The sequence below is a fragment of the Massilia cavernae genome, assembly GCF_003590855.1.
GTDB classification, from domain to species: Bacteria; Pseudomonadota; Gammaproteobacteria; order Burkholderiales; family Burkholderiaceae_D; genus Telluria_A; species Telluria_A cavernae.
Map to the genome: position 1 here is coordinate 20,789 of NZ_QYUP01000109.1, position 20,699 is coordinate 41,487.

16 protein-coding genes are annotated in these 20,699 nt (G+C 63.9%); 8 read left to right on the top strand and 8 right to left on the bottom strand.

Going from position 1 to position 20,699, the window contains the following annotated elements:
• Positions 1–21 precede the first annotated feature (21 nt).
• The 3 genes from D3872_RS11190 to D3872_RS11200 form a co-directional block, all read right to left on the bottom strand.
• Positions 22–1,419, bottom strand: a complete 1,398-nt coding sequence (locus D3872_RS11190; RefSeq protein WP_182915776.1) for a TIGR03013 family XrtA/PEP-CTERM system glycosyltransferase — start codon at positions 1,417–1,419, stop codon at positions 22–24.
• A 60-nt stretch (positions 1,420–1,479) separates the two neighbouring features.
• Entirely contained in the window at positions 1,480–2,514 is a 1,035-nt protein-coding gene (locus D3872_RS11195; RefSeq protein ID WP_119810842.1) for an SDR family oxidoreductase, read from the bottom strand.
• A 91-nt stretch (positions 2,515–2,605) separates the two neighbouring features.
• A complete protein-coding gene (locus D3872_RS11200) occupies positions 2,606–3,895 on the bottom strand; it encodes a nucleotide sugar dehydrogenase (RefSeq protein WP_119810857.1) in 1,290 nt (429 codons plus the stop codon).
• A 511-nt stretch (positions 3,896–4,406) separates the two neighbouring features.
• Here D3872_RS11200 and D3872_RS11205 point away from each other — a divergent pair.
• The 3 genes from D3872_RS11205 to D3872_RS11215 are packed head-to-tail and all read left to right on the top strand — an operon-like array spanning position 4,407 to position 6,872.
• A complete protein-coding gene (locus D3872_RS11205; RefSeq protein ID WP_119810843.1) occupies positions 4,407–5,366 on the top strand; it encodes a polysaccharide deacetylase family protein in 960 nt (319 codons plus the stop codon).
• On the top strand, positions 5,363–6,301 hold the full coding sequence (locus D3872_RS11210) for a GNAT family N-acetyltransferase (protein WP_119810844.1): 939 nt from the start codon (positions 5,363–5,365) through the stop codon (positions 6,299–6,301). Before D3872_RS11205 ends, D3872_RS11210 begins: the two co-directional genes overlap by 4 nt.
• Before the next feature lie 22 nt (positions 6,302–6,323).
• On the top strand, positions 6,324–6,872 hold the full coding sequence (locus tag D3872_RS11215) for a GNAT family N-acetyltransferase (protein WP_182915777.1): 549 nt from the start codon (positions 6,324–6,326) through the stop codon (positions 6,870–6,872).
• Here D3872_RS11215 and D3872_RS11220 read toward each other — a convergent pair.
• On the bottom strand, positions 6,869–7,183 hold the full coding sequence (locus D3872_RS11220) for a hypothetical protein (protein ID WP_119810846.1): 315 nt from the start codon (positions 7,181–7,183) through the stop codon (positions 6,869–6,871). The two genes, D3872_RS11215 and D3872_RS11220, sit on opposite strands and share 4 nt — an antisense overlap.
• Positions 7,184–7,335: 152 nt before the next feature.
• On the opposite strand from D3872_RS11220, the gene D3872_RS11225 reads away from it, so the two are divergent.
• Together D3872_RS11225 and D3872_RS11230 are read left to right on the top strand one after the other, a co-directional pair.
• Entirely contained in the window at positions 7,336–7,605 is a 270-nt protein-coding gene (locus D3872_RS11225; protein WP_119810847.1) for a MoaD/ThiS family protein, read from the top strand.
• A gap of 1 nt (position 7,606) precedes the next feature.
• Complete coding sequence (locus tag D3872_RS11230) at positions 7,607–8,695, top strand: WD40/YVTN/BNR-like repeat-containing protein (RefSeq protein ID WP_119810848.1); 1,089 nt, start codon at positions 7,607–7,609, stop codon at positions 8,693–8,695.
• A 15-nt stretch (positions 8,696–8,710) separates the two neighbouring features.
• Here the strand turns inward: D3872_RS11230 and icmF are convergent, their stop codons facing one another.
• The 3 genes from icmF to D3872_RS11245 form a co-directional block, all read right to left on the bottom strand.
• Positions 8,711–11,998, bottom strand: a complete 3,288-nt coding sequence (gene icmF / locus D3872_RS11235) for a fused isobutyryl-CoA mutase/GTPase IcmF (protein WP_119810849.1) — start codon at positions 11,996–11,998, stop codon at positions 8,711–8,713.
• A gap of 119 nt (positions 11,999–12,117) precedes the next feature.
• Positions 12,118–15,684, bottom strand: coding sequence for an indolepyruvate ferredoxin oxidoreductase family protein (locus D3872_RS11240; RefSeq protein ID WP_119810850.1), 3,567 nt, complete (start codon positions 15,682–15,684; stop codon positions 12,118–12,120).
• Between the two features lie 219 nt (positions 15,685–15,903).
• The gene (locus tag D3872_RS11245; RefSeq protein WP_119810851.1) at positions 15,904–16,836 is read right to left on the bottom strand and encodes a LysR substrate-binding domain-containing protein; all 933 of its coding nucleotides are present in this window, start codon (positions 16,834–16,836) and stop codon (positions 15,904–15,906) included.
• 129 nt (positions 16,837–16,965) lie between these two features.
• Here D3872_RS11245 and D3872_RS11250 point away from each other — a divergent pair, with 129 nt between their 5' ends.
• The gene (locus tag D3872_RS11250) at positions 16,966–18,186 is read left to right on the top strand and encodes an HD-GYP domain-containing protein (protein WP_119810852.1); all 1,221 of its coding nucleotides are present in this window, start codon (positions 16,966–16,968) and stop codon (positions 18,184–18,186) included.
• 14 nt (positions 18,187–18,200) lie between these two features.
• Here D3872_RS11250 and D3872_RS11255 read toward each other — a convergent pair whose 3' ends face one another.
• Positions 18,201–19,250, bottom strand: coding sequence for a GGDEF domain-containing protein (locus tag D3872_RS11255; protein ID WP_119810853.1), 1,050 nt, complete (start codon positions 19,248–19,250; stop codon positions 18,201–18,203).
• Between the two features lie 444 nt (positions 19,251–19,694).
• On the opposite strand from D3872_RS11255, the gene D3872_RS11260 reads away from it, so the two are divergent.
• The gene (locus D3872_RS11260) at positions 19,695–19,877 is read left to right on the top strand and encodes a Flp family type IVb pilin (protein ID WP_182915778.1); all 183 of its coding nucleotides are present in this window, start codon (positions 19,695–19,697) and stop codon (positions 19,875–19,877) included.
• 74 nt (positions 19,878–19,951) lie between these two features.
• Entirely contained in the window at positions 19,952–20,485 is a 534-nt protein-coding gene (locus tag D3872_RS11265) for an A24 family peptidase (RefSeq protein ID WP_119810854.1), read from the top strand.
• The last annotated feature ends 214 nt before the right edge of the window (positions 20,486–20,699 follow it).

The following is a 20,699-nucleotide window of genomic DNA, read 5'->3' on the forward strand; positions in this document are numbered from 1 at the left end:
CGATGGCCCGGCCGGCCGCCGCTAGCGGCCGCTGCGGAACAGCACGACCTTGAGCGTATCGATCAGGATCAGGATATCAAGGAACAAACTGTTGTTCTTCACATAATACAGGTCATACTGCAATTTTTGCAACGCATCTTCAGCCGATGAGCCATATCCGTAGCGTACCTGGGCCCAGCCGGTGATGCCCGGCTTGATGCTGTGGCGCACGTTATAGTAAGGGACCACTTCGATCAGCTGCTCGACGAAGTAAGGGCGCTCCGGGCGCGGGCCGACAAACGACATTTCGCCCTTGAACACGTTGAGGATCTGCGGCAGTTCGTCGATGCGGGTCTTGCGGATGAAGTTGCCGACGGTGGTCACGCGCGGGTCGTTCTGGGCCGCCCACTGCGGCTGGCCGCCCTGTTCGGCGTCGCTGCGCATGCTGCGGAACTTCAGCACCCTGAAGGTGTAGCCTTCCTTGCCGACCCGTTCCTGCTGGTAGAAGACCGGGGCGCGGTCTTCCAGGTAGATCAGCAGCACGGTAAGCAGCATGATCGGGAAGGTCACGGTCAGGATGATGCCGGAGCAGATCAGGTCGAAGGCGCGCTTCATGAAGGTGCGGATGAAGCCCTGGTCGAAGCCGCCGCCGAACACCAGCCAGCTTGGCGGCAGCGAGTCGACCCGGATCTGGCAGGTTTCGCGTTCGAAGAAGGTGGCGGCGTCGGTGACCTTGATGCCCTGCAGCTTGCAGTCGAGAAGTTCCTGGATCGGGAAGCCGGAGCGGCGGTTTTCCACCGAGACCACGATTTCCTTGATGTTCTTGCCGGTCGCCAGCGAGGCCAGCGAGCGTCCTTCGCGCAGCTTGACCAGCTCGTCCTCCGGCACCAGCGCCTCTTCCTGCGGCATCGCGATGAAGCCGGCGATGTCGTACTTGTGGTAATTGGTGTCGCGCCGCGCCAGCTCGCTGCATTCCTTGGCCAGCGCGCCGCTGCCGAGGAACAGGATGCGCGATTCGAGGAAGCGCAGTTCGGAGGTCTTGAAGAAGATGGTGCGCGCGACCAGGATGCCGGCGGCGGCGATCAGGAACACCACCAGCAGCATGCCGCGGCCGATCTGGATTTCCGGGGCCACGTAGAACAGCAGGGTCAGGATCATGAAGCCGATCGCGAACGACGGCATCAGCTTGTTGAAGAAGGGATTGCGCAGGCCTTCCGCGAAGTTCAGCTGGTACATGCCCATCGCGCTCATCGAGAAGATGATGGCGGCCGCGAACGCGATGGCGGAAGTGAAGAAGTGGTCGATGCCCGGCATGCCGTCGCCCAGCCCGAGGAAGCGCACGGCCGCGCCCGCGTAGGCGGCGCCGACCAGGACCAGCACTTCCACGAACAGCAGGAAGAAGACGATCTTCGATACATAGTGATTCGAAATTTTTAGCACTTTATTCTCCAGATGCCTGCCGGGGCAGGGCAGCGGCGCCTCATGCCGCCGGCCGGCGCCTCATGCCGCAGGCGCCAGGTTGCGCACATACCAGGCCATGGCCTGCTGCAGGCCTTCATCGATGCGGTGGGTCGGCGCGTAACCCAGCATCGACGCGGCCTTGCTGATGTCGGCTTGCGAATGGCGCACGTCGCCAGCCCGGAAATCGACGTAGTTCGGCGTGTGGCCTTCCAGGTGCGGGAACTGCTTGACCAGGATCGCGCACATCATCTGGTGCAGCTGGTTCAGGCTGGTGCGCTCGTTGAGGGCCACGTTGTAGACCTGGTTGGCGGCGTCCGGCGCGGCCATGGCGGCCAGCAGGTTGGCCTGGACCACGTTGTCGATGAAGCAGAAATCGCGGCTGGTCTCGCCGTCGCCGTTGATGCGCAGTTCGCCCCCTTCGATCAGCGCCGCCACCCATTGCGGGATCACCGCGGCGTAGGCGCCGTGCGGGTCCTGGCGCGGGCCGAACACGTTGAAGTAGCGCAGGCCGATCGCCTCGGTGCCGTAGCAGCGCGCGAACACGTCGGCATACATCTCGTTGACATACTTGGTGACGGCATAGGGCGACAGCGGGTTGCCGATCACGCCTTCGACCTTGGGCAGGGCCGGGTGGTCGCCGTAGGTGGAGCTCGACGCGGCGTAGACGAAGCGGCGCACCCTGGCGTCGCGCGCGGCGACCAGCATGTTCAGGAAGCCGCCGACGTTGACGTCGTTGGTGGTGACCGGGTCGGCGATCGAGCGCGATACCGAGCCAAGGGCGGCCTGGTGCAGCACGAAGTCGATGCCTTCGCAGGCGCGCGCGCAGTCGGCCGCTGCACGGATGTCGCCGTTGATGAAGTCGAAGCCGGCCCAGGCCTGCTCGCCCACCAGTTCCCTGACCTGGTCGAGATTGTGCTGGTGGCCGGTGGCGAAGTTGTCGAGGCCGGTCACGCGCTGGCCCAGCTTGAGCAGTCCCTCGACGAGGTTGGAGCCGATGAAGCCGGCCGCGCCCGTTACCAGCCAGTGGTAGCGGTGCCCGCGCAAATGTCCTTGAACGTCCTGGAACCTGTTCACTGTATGCTTCTTTCCTGATGCAGCACGCCAGTCCGGCGCGTGCTGCCGGCTGGGCCGGCGGTCTTGTTGAATGAAGAGGGCGCGTCTGGTCTTACAGGCGCCAGACGCTGTAGCCCGCTTCGAGCAGCGCCTTCTTGTCGAACTGCGATTTGACGTCGATAAAGCAGCCGTTTTCGCTCAGCTTCGACTGCAGGTCGCCCAGCGGGCGGGCCAGCAGTTCCTTGTGGGCGACCGCGGCAACCACGGCGTCGGCGCGCGGCAGGTCTTCCCAGCGGTCGAGCCTGATGCCGTATTCATGCATCGCTTCGTCAGGGCAGGCCACCGGGTCGTAGACATGGACGTCGCAACCGTAGGACTGCAGTTCGCAGACGATGTCGGCCACTTTCGAGTTGCGCAGGTCGGGGCAGTTTTCCTTGAAGGTCAGGCCGATGACGTTGACCTTGGAACCCTTGACGTGGAAGCCGGCGGCGATCATCGACTTGACGGTCTTCTCGGCCACGAACTTGGCCATGCCGTCGTTGATGCGGCGCCCGGCCAGGATCACCTGCGGGTGGTAGCCGATCATTTCGGCCTTGTGGGTCAGGTAGTAGGGATCGACGCCGATGCAGTGGCCGCCCACCAGGCCCGGACGGAAGGGCAGGAAGTTCCACTTGGTGCCGGCTGCCTTCAGCACTTCCAGCGTATCGATGCCGATCTTGTCGAAGATGATCGCCAGTTCGTTCATCAGCGCGATGTTCAGGTCGCGCTGGGTGTTCTCGATGACCTTGGCCGCTTCGGCGACCTTGATGCTGGAAGCGCGGTAAACGCCGGCGGTGATCACCGATTCGTACAGCCTGGCGATCTTGTCCAGCGTGTCGGCGTCGTCGCCGGACACCACTTTCAGGATCGTGGTCAGGATGTGTTCCTTGTCGCCCGGGTTGATGCGCTCGGGCGAGAAGCCGACGTGGAAGTCTTCCTTCCATTTCAGGCCGGAGTGCTGTTCCAGGATGGGGATGCAGACTTCCTCGGTGGCGCCGGGGTACACGGTCGATTCGAAGATGACGATCGCGCCTTTCTTCATGTTCTGGCCGACGGTCTTGCTGGCGCCCGCGAGCGGGGTGAAGTCGGGGTTGTGCGCGATGTCGACCGGGGTCGGCACGGCGACGACGATGTAGTTGGCGTCCTTGAGCACGGTGGGATCGGTGCTGACGGTCAGGTGATGCGCGGCCTGCAGGTCCTCGGTGGCCAGTTCGCCGGTCGGGTCGATGTGCTTGCGGTAACTCTCAATCTTGCTGGCGGAAAGGTCGAATCCGATGGTGGCGCTCTTCTTGCCAAACTCGACCGCTAGTGGCAACCCGACATATCCAAGTCCAACAACTGCGACGACGTCATCTGCTTTCATGATCGAGTTCCGTTCCAAGATAGAATTTTGTAATAATGATAATTTCCACTTTAACACATGTCCCGTATCCGCTCAACAGATATAGTAACAAAATTTGCCAAATGGAAACAACAAATGGTGGAAAGCAATGTAAAAACGACACCTCTGGTCTCTGATCGCGTCAATTGTACGATGCCAATATTACGGCCGATACTGGGCGTATGCGCCACGCAACAAAATCTTGAACGTGCGTCTGGGGCCGGCCGCCCAAAGCATCGGTCTCGGGCGAGAGACGCAGTAGCCCATATTTTCGTGCAATTTTAGCATCTCTAAATGCCAAATTTTCTTCCTTGACAATCGTGCGCCCTCATCCGTTACGGATTCGTTCGCGGCCTCGAATTCGGCTTGTGACGGGCAAAGCCCTCTAGTAATATTGACTAATGAAAAACTTTTGTCGCCAGCATGGCTGGGAATCCGCATCTGAGGTGCAAGCGCGCTGTCCTGGCCCCTCGGCAGTCCCGGGCTGCACCCTATGCTGAATGTCTTTTTTACCGTCGACGTCGAGATATGGTGCGACGGCTGGCAGGATATCGACCGGAAATTCCCCGCCGCCTATTCGAGGTACATCGTCGGGACGACCCCTGCGGGGCAGTACGGCATGCCGTACCAGCTGCAAACATTGAACGACCATGGGCTAAAAGGCGTATTTTTTGTCGAGCCCTTGTTTTCCGCCCGGTTCGGCCAGCAGCCGCTGCAGGACGTGACCGGGATGGTGCGCGATGCCGGACACGAGGTGCAACTGCACCTGCACACCGAATGGGTGGACGAGGCCCGCACGCCCTTGCTGCCCGGAGCGCAGGCAAAGCGCCAGCATCTGCGCTACTTCTCCCTGGCCGAGCAGGCCAGCCTGATCAAGGCTGGTGCCGGCATGATTGAAATGACCGGATGCAAGCGGCCGAACACTTTTCGCGCGGGCAGCTTCGGCTTCAACCGCGACACCATGGACGCGCTCGCCGCCAATGGCATCGCCTTCGACAGCAGCTACAACGCCACCACGTTCGGCCTCGACAGCGGTCTGCTGCCGGGGCAGGTCGCCAGCGAACCGTTCGAATGCGCCGGGGTTTGGGAATATCCGATGACGGTCTTTAAGGAAGGAACCGGTAGGCAGCGCCATGCCCAGTTGACGGCATGCTCCTATGCCGAGCTCGAAGGCTTGTTGTGGCAGGCGCTGGAAGCAGGGCGGTCGTCGTTCGTCATCCTGTCCCACAGTTTCGAACTGCTGAACGCGCGCATGGACCGTCGCGACGACATCGTCGTCAAGCGCTTCGACAAGCTGTGCGCATTCCTCAACAGGAACCGCGACTCGTTCCGCACCTGTGGCTTCGATGGCCTGGTTCCGCCGCGCGCCGCCGTGCAGCCGCCCCTGCTGGCGTCGCCACTCTGGCGTACCGGCGGGCGCATCGCCGAACAACTGGTCCGGAGGTTCGCATGAGCGACTGGGATCGCCGGCGCGTGCCTTTCAAGTTCCAGCTCAGCGACCTGACCCTGTTCAGTCTGGAAATTACGCTGCAGATGCGCGCGGAGAGCCTGGTCGACAATATCGAGGCGGTGGCGTCGCCCGGCGTTCCAGGCGATGCGCTGCTGGAAGGCAGCGAGGGCTTTGTCGTCCGCGGGATGCCGGTGTGCGGGCCGCTGGAGGTGCTCACCCGCGTCGGTGGGTACCTGCGCTATGTACCCCAGCAGTACCAGCACTGCCACATCGACCTGCGCCAGACCTTCGAGGAATACCAGAAGAAATTTTCGTCCAAGACCCGGTCGACGGTCAACCGCAAGGTCAAGAAATTCGCCGACCATTGCGGCGGCGCCCTGAACTGGCGGCTCTACAAAGAGCCGGAACAAATGCGCGAGTACTTCCAGCTCGCGCGCCAGGTATCGAAACTGACTTACCAGGAGCGCCTGCTCGACGCCGGCCTGCCCGATTCGGAAGAATTCCTGCGCGAAGCGGAGCGCTGGGCGGCGGCAGGCCGGGTGCGCGCCTATATCCTGTTCGACGGCGCACGGCCGGTCTCCTACCTCTACTGTCCGGTGACGGATGGCGTGCTCAGTTATTCCTATGTCGGCTACGATCCGGAGTACATGGACAAGTCGGTCGGCCTGGTCTTGCAGTGGATGGCGGTCCAGCAGTTGTTCGAGGAAGGGAAATTCCTCTACTTCGACTTTACCGAGGGCTCGTCCGACCACAAGCGCTTGTTCTCCACCCACCAGCGGCATTGCGCGAATGTCTACTTCGTCCGGCGTGGCCTGCGCAACGCCGCGATCCTGTATGCGCACGCGGCGATGGACCGCTTCTCCGCCTGGAGCGGCGCCGTCCTGACGCGTTACGGCCTGAAGTCCAGGCTGAAGCGCGTGTTGCGCTTTTCGCAATAGGTGCAGGGCCACGATGAAGCAAATGGCAAAGAAGGTCCTGCACTTGCTGTTCCGCGAGTATTCGATCTACGATATTTATGCCTGCGGCACCGCCGCTGAAGTTCCTCCCCGCAGCGAACGCAGCGCGGCGTTTTCGGTGCGCGAGGTGGGGGTGGCCGAACTGGCGGCGAGCAGCGATGCGCAGATCGCCGAGCAGTCCGGCTATCTGGGGGAAGAAGCGCGCGCCTTTGCCTGTTTCGATGGCAGCCGCATCGTCGGGGTGTGCTTTTACTGGTATGGCGGCCGTTACCTGAAGCGCAATTTCTGGCCGCTGGAAGCGCGCCAGGCGAAACTGGTCCACATCATGACGCTGCCCGAGATGCGGGGGCGCGAGGTGGCCACGACACTGGTCGCGGAATCGGGCAAGGCAATGGGCGCGCACGGGTTCGAACGCAACTACGCCCGCATCTGGCACTCGAATACGCCCTCGATCCGCGCCTTTACGCGGGCCGGCTGGCAGCGCGTGGCGACCGTCATCGAGCTTGAGCCGGCTGCCATCCGGCGCAAGTTCCGCTTCAGCTTCCGCCGCTAGCGCCCGCCATCGGGCTTGCGCAACCTTCCCAGCAGACTCTCCACGCTTTCGCTCACCGGAAGGCCATGCCGGCGCAGCAGCTGCACGTTGAGCACCAGGTTTTCCAGCACCAGCTTGGCGGACACCGCGAGCAGCGTCATCAGCTTGTCCTCGGCACTGAACTTCTCCATCGCCGCCGCCATCTCACACAGGTGGTTTGCCACCAGCGCGCGCAGTTCGTCGTCGCGGAAGGGCAGGTCGGCGAAGTCGATCGGGTCTTCCTTCTCGACTTCCAGCATCAAGGCGGCGAGTTCTTCAGGTTTGATCGGCATGCTGCGGCTCCTGTGGTTTGCCTGGCTTTATTGTAAGCAGATAGTCGCATGCTGAGTTGGGCCGTTGCGTCGCTGCGAAACCGAGGCAAAAGATGACGACAGGGCAAGGTCTCCGGGCTACAATCAGTCTCTCTCCAGCAGCCCACCATGCCATGGCCCGCCTTGTCTTTACCCAGCAGCTCGCGCGTTTCATCCCGGTGCCGACAGTGGAAACTGCCGCCGGCCGGTTGCGCGACGCCCTCGACGCCACTTTCGAAGGCAACGCCCTGCTGCGCGGCTATGTGCTGGACGACCAGGGCCACCTGCGCGAGAACGTGGCGATCTTCATCGACGGCCGCCGTGTGGTCGACCGCACGCGGCTGGACGATCCCTTAAAAAACGACAGTATGGTCTACATACTGCAAGCACTTTCCGGAGGATGACATGAGCGAGCGCGCGCTGCTTTCGACCCGCAAGGGCCTGTTCGAATTGCATCGCAACGGCGGCGGCTGGGATATCGGCCCGGTCCACTTCCTGGGCGAGCCGGTATCGATCGCGCTGGCCGACCCGCGCGACGGCAGCACGTACGCGGCGCTCAACCTGGGCCATTTCGGCGTCAAGCTGCATCGCAAGGACGCCGGCAGCGAGGCCTGGACCGAAATCGCCGCGCCGGCCTACCCGGCCAAGCCGGACGACAGCACCGACACGGTCGAGTGGACCAACAAACTGATCTGGGCGCTGGAAACCGGCGGCGCGGATGAACCGGGCGTGCTGTGGGCCGGTACCTTGCCGGGTGGCCTGTTCAAATCCACCGACCGCGGCGACTCGTGGCAGCTGGTGCGCGCGCTGTGGGACGCTCCGGAGCGCGCCGGCTGGTTCGGCGGAGGTTATGACGTACCGGGCATCCACAGCATCTGCGTCGATCCGCGCGACAGCAAGAACATCCTGGTCGGCGTGTCCTGCGGCGGCGCCTGGCGCAGCACGGACGGCGGCGCGACCTGGACCGTGTCCTCGACCGGCATGCGCGCAGACTACATGCCGCCCGAGATGAACGAAAACGAGGCGGTGCAGGATCCGCACCGGCTGGCGCGTTCGGAGGGCAGTCCGGACGTGGTCTGGTGCCAGCACCATTGCGGCATGTGGCGTTCGGAAAACGGCGGCCGCAACTGGGCCGAGATCACGGGAGTGCCGGTGTCGAATTTCGGGTTCGCGGTGGCGGCCCACCCGCGGGACGGCAATACGGCATGGTTCGCGCCGGCCGAAGCCGACCAGCGCCGCGTGCCGGTCGGCGCTGCGATGTCGGTGACCCGCACCAGGGACGGCGGCAAGACCTTCGACGTGCTGCGCGCGGGACTGCCGCAGGAACACTGCTACGACCTGGTGTACCGCCATGGGCTGGCGGTGGATGAAGACGGGAAGAGTTTGCTGATGGCCTCGACCAGCGGCAACGTGTGGAGCTCGATTGACGCCGGCGACAGCTGGCAGGCGCTGGCAGGGAACCTGCCGCCAGCCTACGCGGTGCGCTTCGGCTGACGGCATTCCGGCTGCTTACATATTGCGGCGGTACTGCCCGCCCACCTCGAACAGCGCGGTGGTGATCTGGCCGAGCGAGCAGACGCGCACCGCGTCCATCAGCTTCTCGAACACGTTGGCGTTGTCGATCGCCGCCTGCTGCAATGCCGCCAGTGCCTGCGGAGCTTCCGCCGCGTGGCGCTGGTGGAATTCCTCCAGGCGGGTCAGCTGCGACTGCTTTTCGTCGTCGGTCGAACGCGCCAGCTCGATGGTGGCCGGGGTCTCGCTGGCCTTCGGGTTGCGGAAGGTGTTGACGCCGATGATAGGGAGCGAGCCGTCGTGTTTCTTGTGCTCGTACAGCATCGACTCTTCCTGGATCTTGCCGCGCTGGTAGCCGGTTTCCATCGCGCCCAGCACGCCGCCGCGCTCGGCGATGCGCTCGAATTCCTGCAGCACCGCTTCCTCGACCATGTCGGTCAGTTCGTCGATGATGAACGAGCCCTGGTTCGGGTTCTCGTTCTTGGCCAGGCCCCATTCGCGGTTGATGATCAATTGAATTGCCAATGCCCTGCGCACCGACTCGTCGGTCGGCGTGGTGATCGCCTCGTCGTAGGCGTTGGTGTGCAGGCTGTTGCAGTTGTCGTAGATCGCGATCAGCGCCTGCAGCGTGGTGCGGATGTCGTTGAAGTCGATCTCCTGCGCGTGCAGCGAGCGGCCCGAAGTCTGGACGTGGTACTTCAGCTTCTGGCTGCGCTCGTTGGCGCCGTACTTGTCGCGCATCGTGATGGCCCAGATGCGGCGCGCCACGCGGCCCAGCACCGTGTATTCCGGGTCCATGCCGTTACTGAAGAAGAACGACAGGTTGGGCGCGAAGTCGTCGATGTGCATGCCGCGCGCGAGGTAGGCTTCCACGAAGGTGAAGCCGTTCGACAGCGTGAACGCCAGCTGCGAGATCGGGTTCGCGCCCGCTTCGGCGATGTGGTAGCCGGAGATCGACACCGAGTAGAAGTTGCGCACCTGCTGGTGCACGAAGTATTCCTGGATGTCGCCCATGACCTTCAGCGAGAACTCGGTCGAGAAGATGCAGGTGTTCTGGCCCTGGTCTTCCTTCAGGATGTCGGCCTGCACCGTGCCGCGCACGTTGGCCAGCACCCATTCGCGGATCTTGGCCGCTTCGTCGTCGGTCGGCTGGCGCTTGTTCTCTTCGATGAACTTGTCGATCTGCTGGTCGATGGCGGTGTTCATGAACATCGCCAGGATGGTCGGGGCAGGGCCGTTGATGGTCATCGACACACTGGTCGACGGGCTGCACAGGTTGAAGCCGTCGTACAGCACCTTCATGTCGTCCAGGGTGGCGATCGACACGCCCGAATTGCCGACCTTGCCGTAGATGTCGGGACGGATCGCCGGGTCGGCGCCGTACAGGGTCACCGAGTCGAACGCGGTCGACAGGCGCTTGGCGTCCATGCCGGTCGAGACCAGCTTGAAGCGGCGGTTGGTGCGGAAGGCGTCGCCTTCGCCGGCGAACATGCGGGTCGGGTCTTCGCCCTCGCGCTTGAACGCGAACACGCCGGCGGTGTACGGGAACGAGCCCGGCACGTTTTCCAGCATCAGGAAGCGCAGCACTTCGCCGTGGTCTTCGTACTTCGGCAGCGCCACCTTGCGGATCGCGGTGCCGGACAAGGTGCGCTGGACCAGCTGGGTGCGGATTTCCTTGTCGCGGATCTTGACGACGTAGTCGTCGCCCGAGTAGGCGGCCTGCATGTCGGGCCACATCGCCAGCAGCTTCCTGGCGCCGCTATCCATCGCGTGATCGCGCTCGAGGATCAGGTCGTCGAAGTCCGCGCCCTTGCCGGCGGCGGCCAACATGCGCTTCGACTCCGACAGCTGCTGGCGTTCGCGCGCCAGCGTCACCTGCTTCCGGGTGTTCTTGTGATAGCCGCGCACGGTGTCGGAGATCTCGGCCAGGTAGCGCGCCCTGCTTGGGGGCACGATCACGTTCTTGCCGCTCGAGTGGCGGATCGACAGCGCGGCCAGCTTGCTGGCGCTGGTCTTCAGGCCGAATCCGGCAAGCTTCGGCAGCAGGCCCTGGTACAGCGCGGTGACGCCGTCGTCGTTGAAGCGCGATGCCTGGGTACCGTAGACCGGCATCTGGTCCGGGCTCTGGCTCCACAGTTCGCGGTTGCGCTGGTACTGCTTGGCGACGTCGCGCAGCGCATCCTGCGCGCCCTTGCGGTCGAACTTGTTGATGGCGATGAGGTCGGCGAAATCGAGCATGTCGATTTTTTCCAGCTGCGAGGCGGCGCCGAATTCCGGCGTCATCACGTACATCGACAGGTCGACGTGCGGCACGATGGCGGCGTCGCCCTGGCCGATGCCGGAGGTCTCGACGATCACCAGGTCGAAGCCCGCCACCTTGCAGGCTGCGATCACGTCGGGCAGCGCCTGCGAGATTTCCGAGCCGGCTTCGCGGGTCGCGAGCGAGCGCATGAACACGCGCGTCTGGCTGTTCCATGGGTTGATCGCGTTCATGCGGATGCGGTCGCCCAGCAGCGCGCCGCCGGACTTGCGGCGCGATGGGTCGATCGAGATCACCGCGATGTTCAGCGCGTCGCCCTGGTCGAGGCGGATGCGGCGGATCAGTTCATCGGTCAGCGACGACTTGCCGGCGCCGCCGGTGCCGGTGATGCCCAGCACGGGGACGTGCAGGCCTTCGGCCGCCTCAATGATTTCCTTGCGCAGCGAGTCCGCCGCCTTGCCGTTTTCCAGCGCGGTGATCAGCTGGGCCAGCGGGCGGTGGCGCGAAGCCACGTCGCCGGTTTGCAGCGGCGCCAGCGAGGTTGGAGAGTAGTCCGACAGGTCGATGTCGCAGGCCCGCACCATCGACTGGATCATGCCGACCAGGCCCATGTGCTGGCCGTCCTGCGGGCTGAAGATGCGGGTGACGCCGTAGGCGTGCAGTTCGGCGATTTCGGACGGGACGATCACGCCGCCGCCGCCGCCGAACACCTTGATGTGGGCGCCGCCGCGCTCGCGCAGCAGGTCGATCATGTACTTGAAGTATTCGACGTGGCCGCCCTGGTAGCTGGAGATGGCGATGCCCTGCACGTCTTCGGCCAGCGCGGCGGTGACGACTTCGTCGACCGAGCGGTTGTGGCCGAGGTGGACCACTTCGACGCCGTTCGACTGCAGGATGCGGCGCATGATGTTGATCGATGCGTCGTGGCCGTCGAACAGCGAAGCCGCCGTGACGAAGCGCACCTTGTTGGACAGTTTTGGCTGGTCGGGATTGGCCAGCTTGGCGGCAGGGGTCTGGTCGTTCATTGATGTTCCTTGCGATATCGTTCTGGTACGGTATATGACGTTTACGTTAACGTCAAGCAGAGGGAAAAAAGCGGCGGATGCGGCCTCGGCGGCAGCCACGCTTATCCGCCCTACGGGTCTTACGCTACCTGCTGGTTGATGTTGCCAGCCAGCAAGCGAGCTTTTTCCGTGCGGAAGTTGGCAACCGCCTTTTCCTTCACATGCCCGAAGCCGCGGATCTGTTCCGGCAGGTTCGCCAGCTCGACCGCCTTCGCGTGGTTGCCCGCATCCAGCGCAGCCACCAGGGCGTCAATCATCTCACGGTATTCACCGATAAGCGCGCGCTCCATCCTGCGCTCTTCGGTGTAGCCGAAGATGTCGAAGACGCCGCCGCGCAGGCCCTTGAATTTGGCCAGCAGCTTGAACGCGCTCCACATCCACGAACCGAATTGCGCCTTGACCAGGTGGCCCTTGCCGTCCTTCTTCGCCAGCAGCGGCGGGGCAAGGTGGAACTTGAGCGAGAAGTCGCCGTCGAACTGCGACTTGAGCTGCTCGACGAAGCGGCCGTCGGTGTACAGGCGCGCCACTTCGTATTCGTCCTTGTAGGCCATCAGCTTGAAGTAGTACTTCGCCACCGCGGTAGCCAGCTTGCTGCCCAGGCCCTGCGCCGCTTCCGCGTCGCGCACCTTCGACACCAGCTGCACGTACTGCTCCGCATAGGCAGCGTCCTGGTAGGCGGTCAGGAACTCGACGCGCTTCCTGATGATGCTGTCCAGGCTCTGCGGCATCTGCACGACGATGGCTTGCGTCGGCGTGCAGATGCGCTCGACCTTCTTCAGGTCCACCGCCGCGCGGCGGCCCCACAGGAAGCTGCGCTTGTTCGATTCGATGCCGACGCCATTCAGTTCGATCGCGCGCAGCAGCGACGCTTCGTTCAGCGGAATGCGGCCCTTCTGCCATGCGTAACCGAGCATGAACAGGTTGGCGGCGATCGAGTCGCCCATCAGCGCGGTCGCCAGCTTGGTGGCGTCGATGAAGTCGGCCGCATCGATTGCAGGTGCGCCAACCGATTCGTTGATCAGCGCGCGCACCTGGGCGGCCGGGAACTGCCAGTCGGCGTTCTGCGCGAAGGTGCCGGGCGGCTGCTCGTGCAGGTTGATGACGGCCATGGTGCGGCCCGGACGCATCTTCGAAATCGCGTCCTGCGCGCCGGCAGTCAGCATGTCGCAGCCGAGGATCAGGTCCGCTTCGCCGGTGGCGATGCGCTGCGCGCGCAGGTGGGCCGGGGTCTTGGCGACCTTGACGTGCGAGGTGACCGAGCCGTTTTTCTGCGACATGCCGGTCATGTCCAGCACCGAGGCGCCCTTGCCTTCGAGGTGGGCGGCCATGCCCATCAACGCGCCGACGGTGATTACGCCGGTGCCGCCGATGCCGTTGATCAGGATGTTGTACGGCTGTTCGACCGACGGCAGCGCCGGCAGCGGCAACGCGCCGAAGCCGTCGTCCTCGTTGTTCTTGGCCACGCCGGTCTTCGATTTCTTCACGGTGCCGCCTTCGACCGTGACGAAGCTCGGGCAGAAGCCCTTGGTGCATGAGAAGTCCTTGTTGCAGGAAGATTGGTCGATGGTGCGCTTGCGGCCGAATTCGGTTTCCTTCGGCAGGATCGACACGCAGTTCGACTGCACGCCGCAGTCGCCGCAGCCTTCGCAGACGGCGTCGTTGATGACCACGCGCTTGTTAGGGTCGGGGAACTGGCCCTTCTTGCGGCGGCGGCGCTTCTCGGCGGCGCAGGTCTGGTCGTAGATGATGACCGAGACGCCTTCGATATCGCGCAATTCGCGCTGGATCGCGTCCATCTCCTTGCGGTCGTGCAGGGTGACGATCGCGGGCAGGCTGGAACGGTCGCTGTAGCGCGACAGGTCTTCGGTCACCAGCGCGATGCGCTTGATGCCCTCGGCCGCCATCTGCTGGGCGATCAGCGGCACCGAGGTGGTGCCGTCGACCGGCTGGCCGCCGGTCATCGCGACCGCGTCGTTGTACAGGATCTTGTAGGTGATGTTGACGTTCGCCGCCACCGCCGCGCGGATCGCCAGGTAGCCCGAGTGGAAGTAGGTGCCGTCGCCCAGGTTCTGGAACACGTGCGGGATCTTCGAGAACGCGGCCTGGCCGATCCACGGCGCGCCTTCGCCGCCCATGTGGGTGGTCAGCTTGTTCATCTCGGGGTAGATCGAGGTCGCCATCACGTGGCAGCCGATGCCGGCCAGCGCCAGGCTGCCTTCCGGTACCTTGGTCGAGGTGTTGTGCGGGCAGCCGGAGCAATAGAACGCCGGGCGGAACGGGGTGTTGTTGGCCTTCTTGAGGACCGCGTCCTTGGCGTCGAGGAAGGCCAGGCGGTCGCGGATCTGGTCGCAGGTCTTTTCGTCGGTGACCAGGCGCGCCACGCGCGAGGCGATCACGCGCGCCACTTGCGATACCGAGAAATCGGCCTTGGAGGTCAGCAGCCATTCGCCGCGCGGCGCGACCCATTCGCCTTTTTCGTTGAACTTGCCGATCACGCGCGGACGCACGTCGTCGCGCCAGTTGTACAGCTGTTCCTTGAGCTGGTATTCGACGATCTGGCGCTTCTCTTCGACCACCAGGATCTCGTCCAGGCCCTGGGCGAATTCGCGCACGCTGTCCGGTTCCAGCGGCCATGGCATCGCCACCTTGAACAGGCGCAGACCCACTTCCCGGGCCATCTTCTCGTCGATGCCGAGGTCGGCCAGCGCTTCCAGCACGTCGAGGTAGGACTTGCCGGAGGCGATGATGCCAAGCTTGGCGTCAGGGCTGTCGATGGTGACGTGATTGAGCTTGTTCTCGCGCGCATAGGCCAGCGCCGCGTAGATCTTGTAGTCCTGCATCAGCGCTTCCTGGTTGCGCGCCTGCTGGCCCAGCGGGATGCTGGACAGGCGTGCATTCAGGCCGCCTTCCGGCATCTGGAAGTCCTGCGGGATCTTGACGGTGACGCGGAACGGGTCGGCGTCGATCGAGGCCGACGATTCGACCGTGTCGGCCAGCGCCTTGAAGGCGACGGTGCAGCCGGAGAAGCGCGACATGGCCCAGCCGTGGATGCCGAGGTCGAGGTATTCCTGCACATTGCATGGATACAGGACCGGGATCATCGAGGCCGAGAACAGGTGGTCGGACTGGTGCGGCAGGGTCGACGAATAGGCGCCGTGGTCGTCGCCGGCCACCAGCAGCACGCCGCCGTGCTTCGAGGTGCCGGCATGGTTCATGTGCTTGAAGACGTCGCCGCAGCGGTCCACGCCAGGGCCTTTGCCGTACCACATGGCGAACACGCCGTCGTATTTCGCCGGGCCGATCAGGTCGACCTGCTGCGAACCCCACACCGCGGTCGCGGCCAGGTCTTCGTTGACGCCGGGGACGAACTGCACATGGTGGGCTTCGAGGTGCTTCTTCGCCTTCCACAGGTTTTCATCGAGGCCGCCCAGCGGGGAGCCGCGGTAGCCGGACACGAAACCAGCGGTGTTCAGGCCTTCGGCGGCGTCGCGCACGCGCTGCATCATCGGCAGGCGCACCAGCGCCTGGATGCCGGACAGGAAGATGTTCCCGGTGGTGGCGGTGTACTTGTCGTCGAGGGTGACCGTGGTCAGGCGGGATGCGATTTCCTGCGCGGCAGGCGCGATCGCCGAGGTGTCGTCTGGCATGTGAGGCTCCAAAATGGTAATTCAGAATTCTCGGGCAGGAGTGGCGCCGGGTAAGCGCCGGTCCTGCCGGGGAGGGTGCCGCTGTTAGCGGACTTGCCGGCCGTTTCCGTGGGCGGAATCACGGCCAGTGCGCGAGTGTAATGACCTTCCCCGCGGTAGGGAAATAGGCTTTCGGGATGGGGGTATAAGAATTTATGATGGGGCTTGTTGCGCTGCCGCTTATTTGGGCAGGTGGGCGCCGCGCCATGCGCCCCGTTCGCACAAGTCGCGCGCGACCTGGTGCACCAGCCGGCCGACCGCGGCGGCGGCGTTGGTCAGCGGGATGTTCTTCGAGGCGCACAGGGTGACGCTGCGCGCCAGCGCCGGGCTGTGGATGGGGCGCGCCACCAGGGCGCCGCTTTCGACCTGGTCCTGCAGCGGCGCGGCCGGCAGCAGGGTGGCGCCCATGTCGGCCAGCAGGGCCGACTTGAGGATGGCGATCGAGTTGATCTCGATGACGTTGGCCAGCGCCAGGCCGGCCGCGTGGGCGGCGTTTTCGATGCGCGGTCGCACGCCCTGCTGCTGGGCGGGCAGGATCAGGGTGCGCCCGAGCGCGTCGGCAAACGCGACGCTGGCGCCGCCGGGGTCCAGGGCCGAGCCGGCGCGGCAGATGAACATCAGGTCTTCCTCGATCAGCGGGGTGCTGGTGAAGGCGCCGAGCTGGCCGTCGTCGAACAGCACGGCCAGGTTGATGCGGCCAGACCTGAGTTGTTCGGACAGGTTGCCGGACAGTTCCTCGGTCAGCTGCAGCGTGATCTCGGGGTAGTGCTCGCGGGTGGCCATCAGCAGCGGCAGCGCCAGCGCGCCCGAGATGCTGTGCGGCAGGCCGAGGGTGACGCTGCCGGACGGGCGCGTGGTCGACTGGGTGACGGCCGAGCGGGCGTCGGCCACCTGTTTCAGGATCGCCTGGGCATGCTCGTAGAACACCTTGCCGGCGTCGGTGCACAACACCCCTTGCGCCGAACGGTGCAGCAGCCGGGCGCCGAGCTCATCCTCGAGCTGGCGCAGCTGCTGGGTCAGGGCCGGCTGGGCGACATGCAGCACCAGTGCCGCGCGCGACAGCGAGCCATGGTCGACAATCGCGACGAAGTACCGGAGTTGGCGTAATTCCATGTTGCGTAAACCCAAAAGAAATTTCAAAAATGCAATTTAAATGCCTGAAAGAAACGCCACGATGAAACAGAAGCGATATACTCGATTCACCACCCGGTTTGCGGGATTAGACCACGCCTACCTGCCACTATGCTCAAAAATGTCGACGCCTCGCAATTGAAGGTCGGGATGTTCATCCATGACCTGAGCTGTGACTGGATGACCCATCCCTTCGTGCGCAACAAGCTGCTGCTGCGCACCCAGGACGAGATTCGCAAGATCGTCGATGCGGGCATTCACGACGTCGTGATCGACGTTTCGCGCGGGCTCGACGTCGCGGATGCGCCCACCGTGGAGGAAACGGCGGCGCGTACCGAGGCCGCGCTGGCCGAGATCGCGGCCAGGCCGGCGGTCGTCGCCCGCACGTCGCTGGGCGAGGAGCTGCGCCGCGCGGCCGAGATCCGCCAGCAGGCGGCGGCGATGGTGCGCAGCGTGATGCAGGACGCGCGCCTGGGCAAGGCGATCGAGGTCGACCGGGTGGCGCCGGTGGTGCAGGACATTACCGAATCGATCCTGCGCAATCCGGGCGCGCTGGTCGGCCTGCTGCGCATCAAGAACAAGGACGACTACACCTTCCTGCATTCGGTCAGCGTGTGCGCGCTGCTGGTGTCGTTCTGCCGCGCGCGCGGGCTGGATGCGGAAACCACTTACCAGGCCGGTTTGGGCGGGCTGCTGCACGATACCGGCAAGGCGCTGGTGCCGGACGCGATCCTGAACAAGCCGGGCAGCCTGACCGATGAAGAATTCGACATCATCCGCAAGCACCCGAAGGACGGCTACGACATCCTGCGCAAGTCGCCCGAAATCGGCCAGATCCCGCTCGACATCACGCTGCACCACCATGAGCGCCACGACGGCAGCGGCTATCCCGGCAAGCAGGCCGGCGCCGCGATCAGCGAGCTGGTCCAGATGGCGGCGATCGTCGACGTGTACGACGCCATCACCGCCGACCGCTGCTACCACAAGGGCATGTCGGCGGCGGAAGCGCTGCGCAAGATCTACGAGTGGAGCAAGTTCCACTTCAACCCGGTGTTCGTGCAGGAGTTCATGCGCTGCGTCGGGATCTACCCGGTCGGCACCATGGTGATGCTGGAATCGGGGCGGCTTGGCGTGGTCATCGAGGCGCACGAAACCAATCTGCTGGCGCCGAAGGTCAACGTGTTCTTCCACACCAAACAAAACGCCTATATCAGGCCGGAGACGGTCGACCTGTCGCGCGCGCTCGGCTTCGGCGGCGGCGACAAGATCGTGCGCCACGAATCGCCGCAGAAGTGGAACGTCGACCCGATGCGCTTCATGCTGCTGGCCTGAGCGGCCAGCCAAACTCAGAAAAATTCCGCCGTAGCGTTGGAGGCGACCGCCTGCAGCTGGCCGCCCGAGACCAGCTGGTCGTAGTGGCAGGCCTGGTTGCGGCCGTTGCTCTTGGCGTAGTACAGGGCCTGGTCGGCCCGTCCCAGGATGTTCACCGGCGACTCGTAGGCGCTGATGCCGACGAAGCCCACGCTGACCGTGACCCGGCCCACCTGCGGGAACTCGTAGCTCTCGACGTTGGTGCGGAAGCGGTCGATGATCTTTTGCGCGTTGACCAGCGAGGTGGAGCGCAGCAGCACGACGAATTCCTCGCCGCCAAAGCGGAACACGCGGTCCTGGGCGCGGAACGAGGACTGCAGCAAGTTGGCGATCAGGATCAGCACTTCGTCGCCGTACAGGTGGCCGAACTTGTCGTTGACCGCCTTGAAATGGTCGACGTCGACCACCGCCAGCCATTGCTTCTCGGAATCAACATGCTGGCGCCGCTCGGGCTGGCCCGGCAGCGGCGGCGGCGCCGGTTCGTGCTCGGCGGTGACCTGGACCATCTTGTTGAGCTGGTCGTCGAAGGTCTTGCGGTTGAGCAGGCCGGTGAGCGAGTCGCGCTCGCTGTAGTCGAGCAGGTTCTGGAAATTGCGGTAGACACTGACGATGCCGCCGATGACGTGGATGGTGTCGCTGGAGTAAGGGTGCGGGTGGACGATTTCGAGGCAGGTGGTGACCTTGTCGCCCATCCAGATCGGCAACCACAGGATGCGCCTGCCGTCGGCGGTGATCGCTTCGACGCTGTCCTCGTGCTGCGCAATGCAGGCGCCCAGCTCGGGGTAGCCGGACAGCGGTTCGTCCAGCTGGGCGCTGTCGGGCTGGTCGAAGAGGCGCGGCGGCAGGCCGGCGCCAACCATCGCGCGGGGACGGACGAACTTCTGGCCACGGACAGTGTTGATGGCGAGCACGCGGGTTTGCAGCGCGCCGGCCAGTTCCTGCACCGCCGAAATCGCCGAGATGTCGAGCATCGTGTGATCGCGGTGGCCGGTCATGTCCACCATGTGTCTCAGAAGTGAATCCATGTCGTTCTCAGAAATGTAATCAAGCAACTAGGCCCAGCTCAGGAATAACCGCGTCCAATCCTCAACTTAGCAAAGGCGCACTGAGAAGCCAAGCACAGGCAATTCCAAAGAACAGCATTGCAGGATAATAGTTTTTTGCATATTTGGCAATTGCTGCGTGCACCCGTCAGCCCTACAGCGCGATTCTAACGCCGTGTGCGTGCGCGACGACATGCTGGCGGTAAATTTATCTTTCTGGATACACACGTTGCCAAAGCATCCAGAAAAGCATCAAGTAGTTCCACATGGAAAATTTGTGCGCAGTCAAATTGCCGTGTGGCATCGAAATATATAGTGGACTCAATGGCGCAAGAATTGAAGTACGGAAAAAATCTTCAAGGAAAGCAACTTACCGCTGTCCAACCGCGCCAGGGCTTTGTGTCGAACTTTAGCGAAGGAGTTGTCATGAACACCATTACCACTGCCGTGAAACAGTTCGTGAATGACGAAGATGGCGTCACCGCGATCGAGTATGGCCTGATCGCGGCCCTGATTGCCACTGCACTGCTGATCGGCGTGGACGTGCTGGGCGATGGGCTGACGAACGCGTTCACCCAGATCTCCGGCAAGCTTGTAGTCCCAGGCTGACCCGCAACGGTTTAGCCAACGCCAGCTTTCCGGGCTGGGCCCGGCCCGGAAGGCATTTTTCCCCTGAGACCGCCATGAGCACCCTGACCTCCCTCGACCTGTTCCTGATTGCGCTGGTGCTTGCAGCCAGTGTGCATGATCTGGTGGAACGAAAGATCCCCAACCGCCTGATCGGCTGCGGGCTGCTGAGCGCCGCCGTGCTGCATCTTGCCTCCGGCATACCCTTTTCGCTGTTGTCGACCGGCCTGGCGGGCCTCGCGGTCGGCTTCGCCGTGTTCTTCCCCCTTTACTGTGTGCGCGGCATGGCCGCCGGCGACGTCAAGCTGATGGCGATGGCCGGCGCCTTCACCGGCCCCGTGCTGGCGCTGGAAATCGCGCTGGCGGCGTTCTGCATCGGCGGCCTGATGGCGCTGGCCATCGTGCTGGCCCGCGGCCTGCTGCGCGCCACCCTGGCCAATATGCGCGCCTTGTTGCGTCCGCTTTACATGCGCCTGACCGGGGCGCCGGCCACCGGCGAACTGCTGGCGGTTCCCAGCGTCGGCGGCATGCCCTATGGGGTGGCGATCGCCGCCGCCACCATGCTGGTGCTGGTGCTGCGCCACGGCTGAGTTTGCCACATTGGATTACTTGCTCATTGTCAAAAGACCGCCACGCCCGGCCCGTAGAATCAATTCGTAACTTTCCAAAAAGCGAAGGCCGGAGAAGGGGAAAAACATGATCGATGCGGAACTTGCAGCAGCCAGGAGCAATGAGGCGCTGCGCCTGCAGCCGGGTTCCGCGCCGGAGCCGGTCGCCACCTTGCCGCCGCAGCCGAAGACCGTG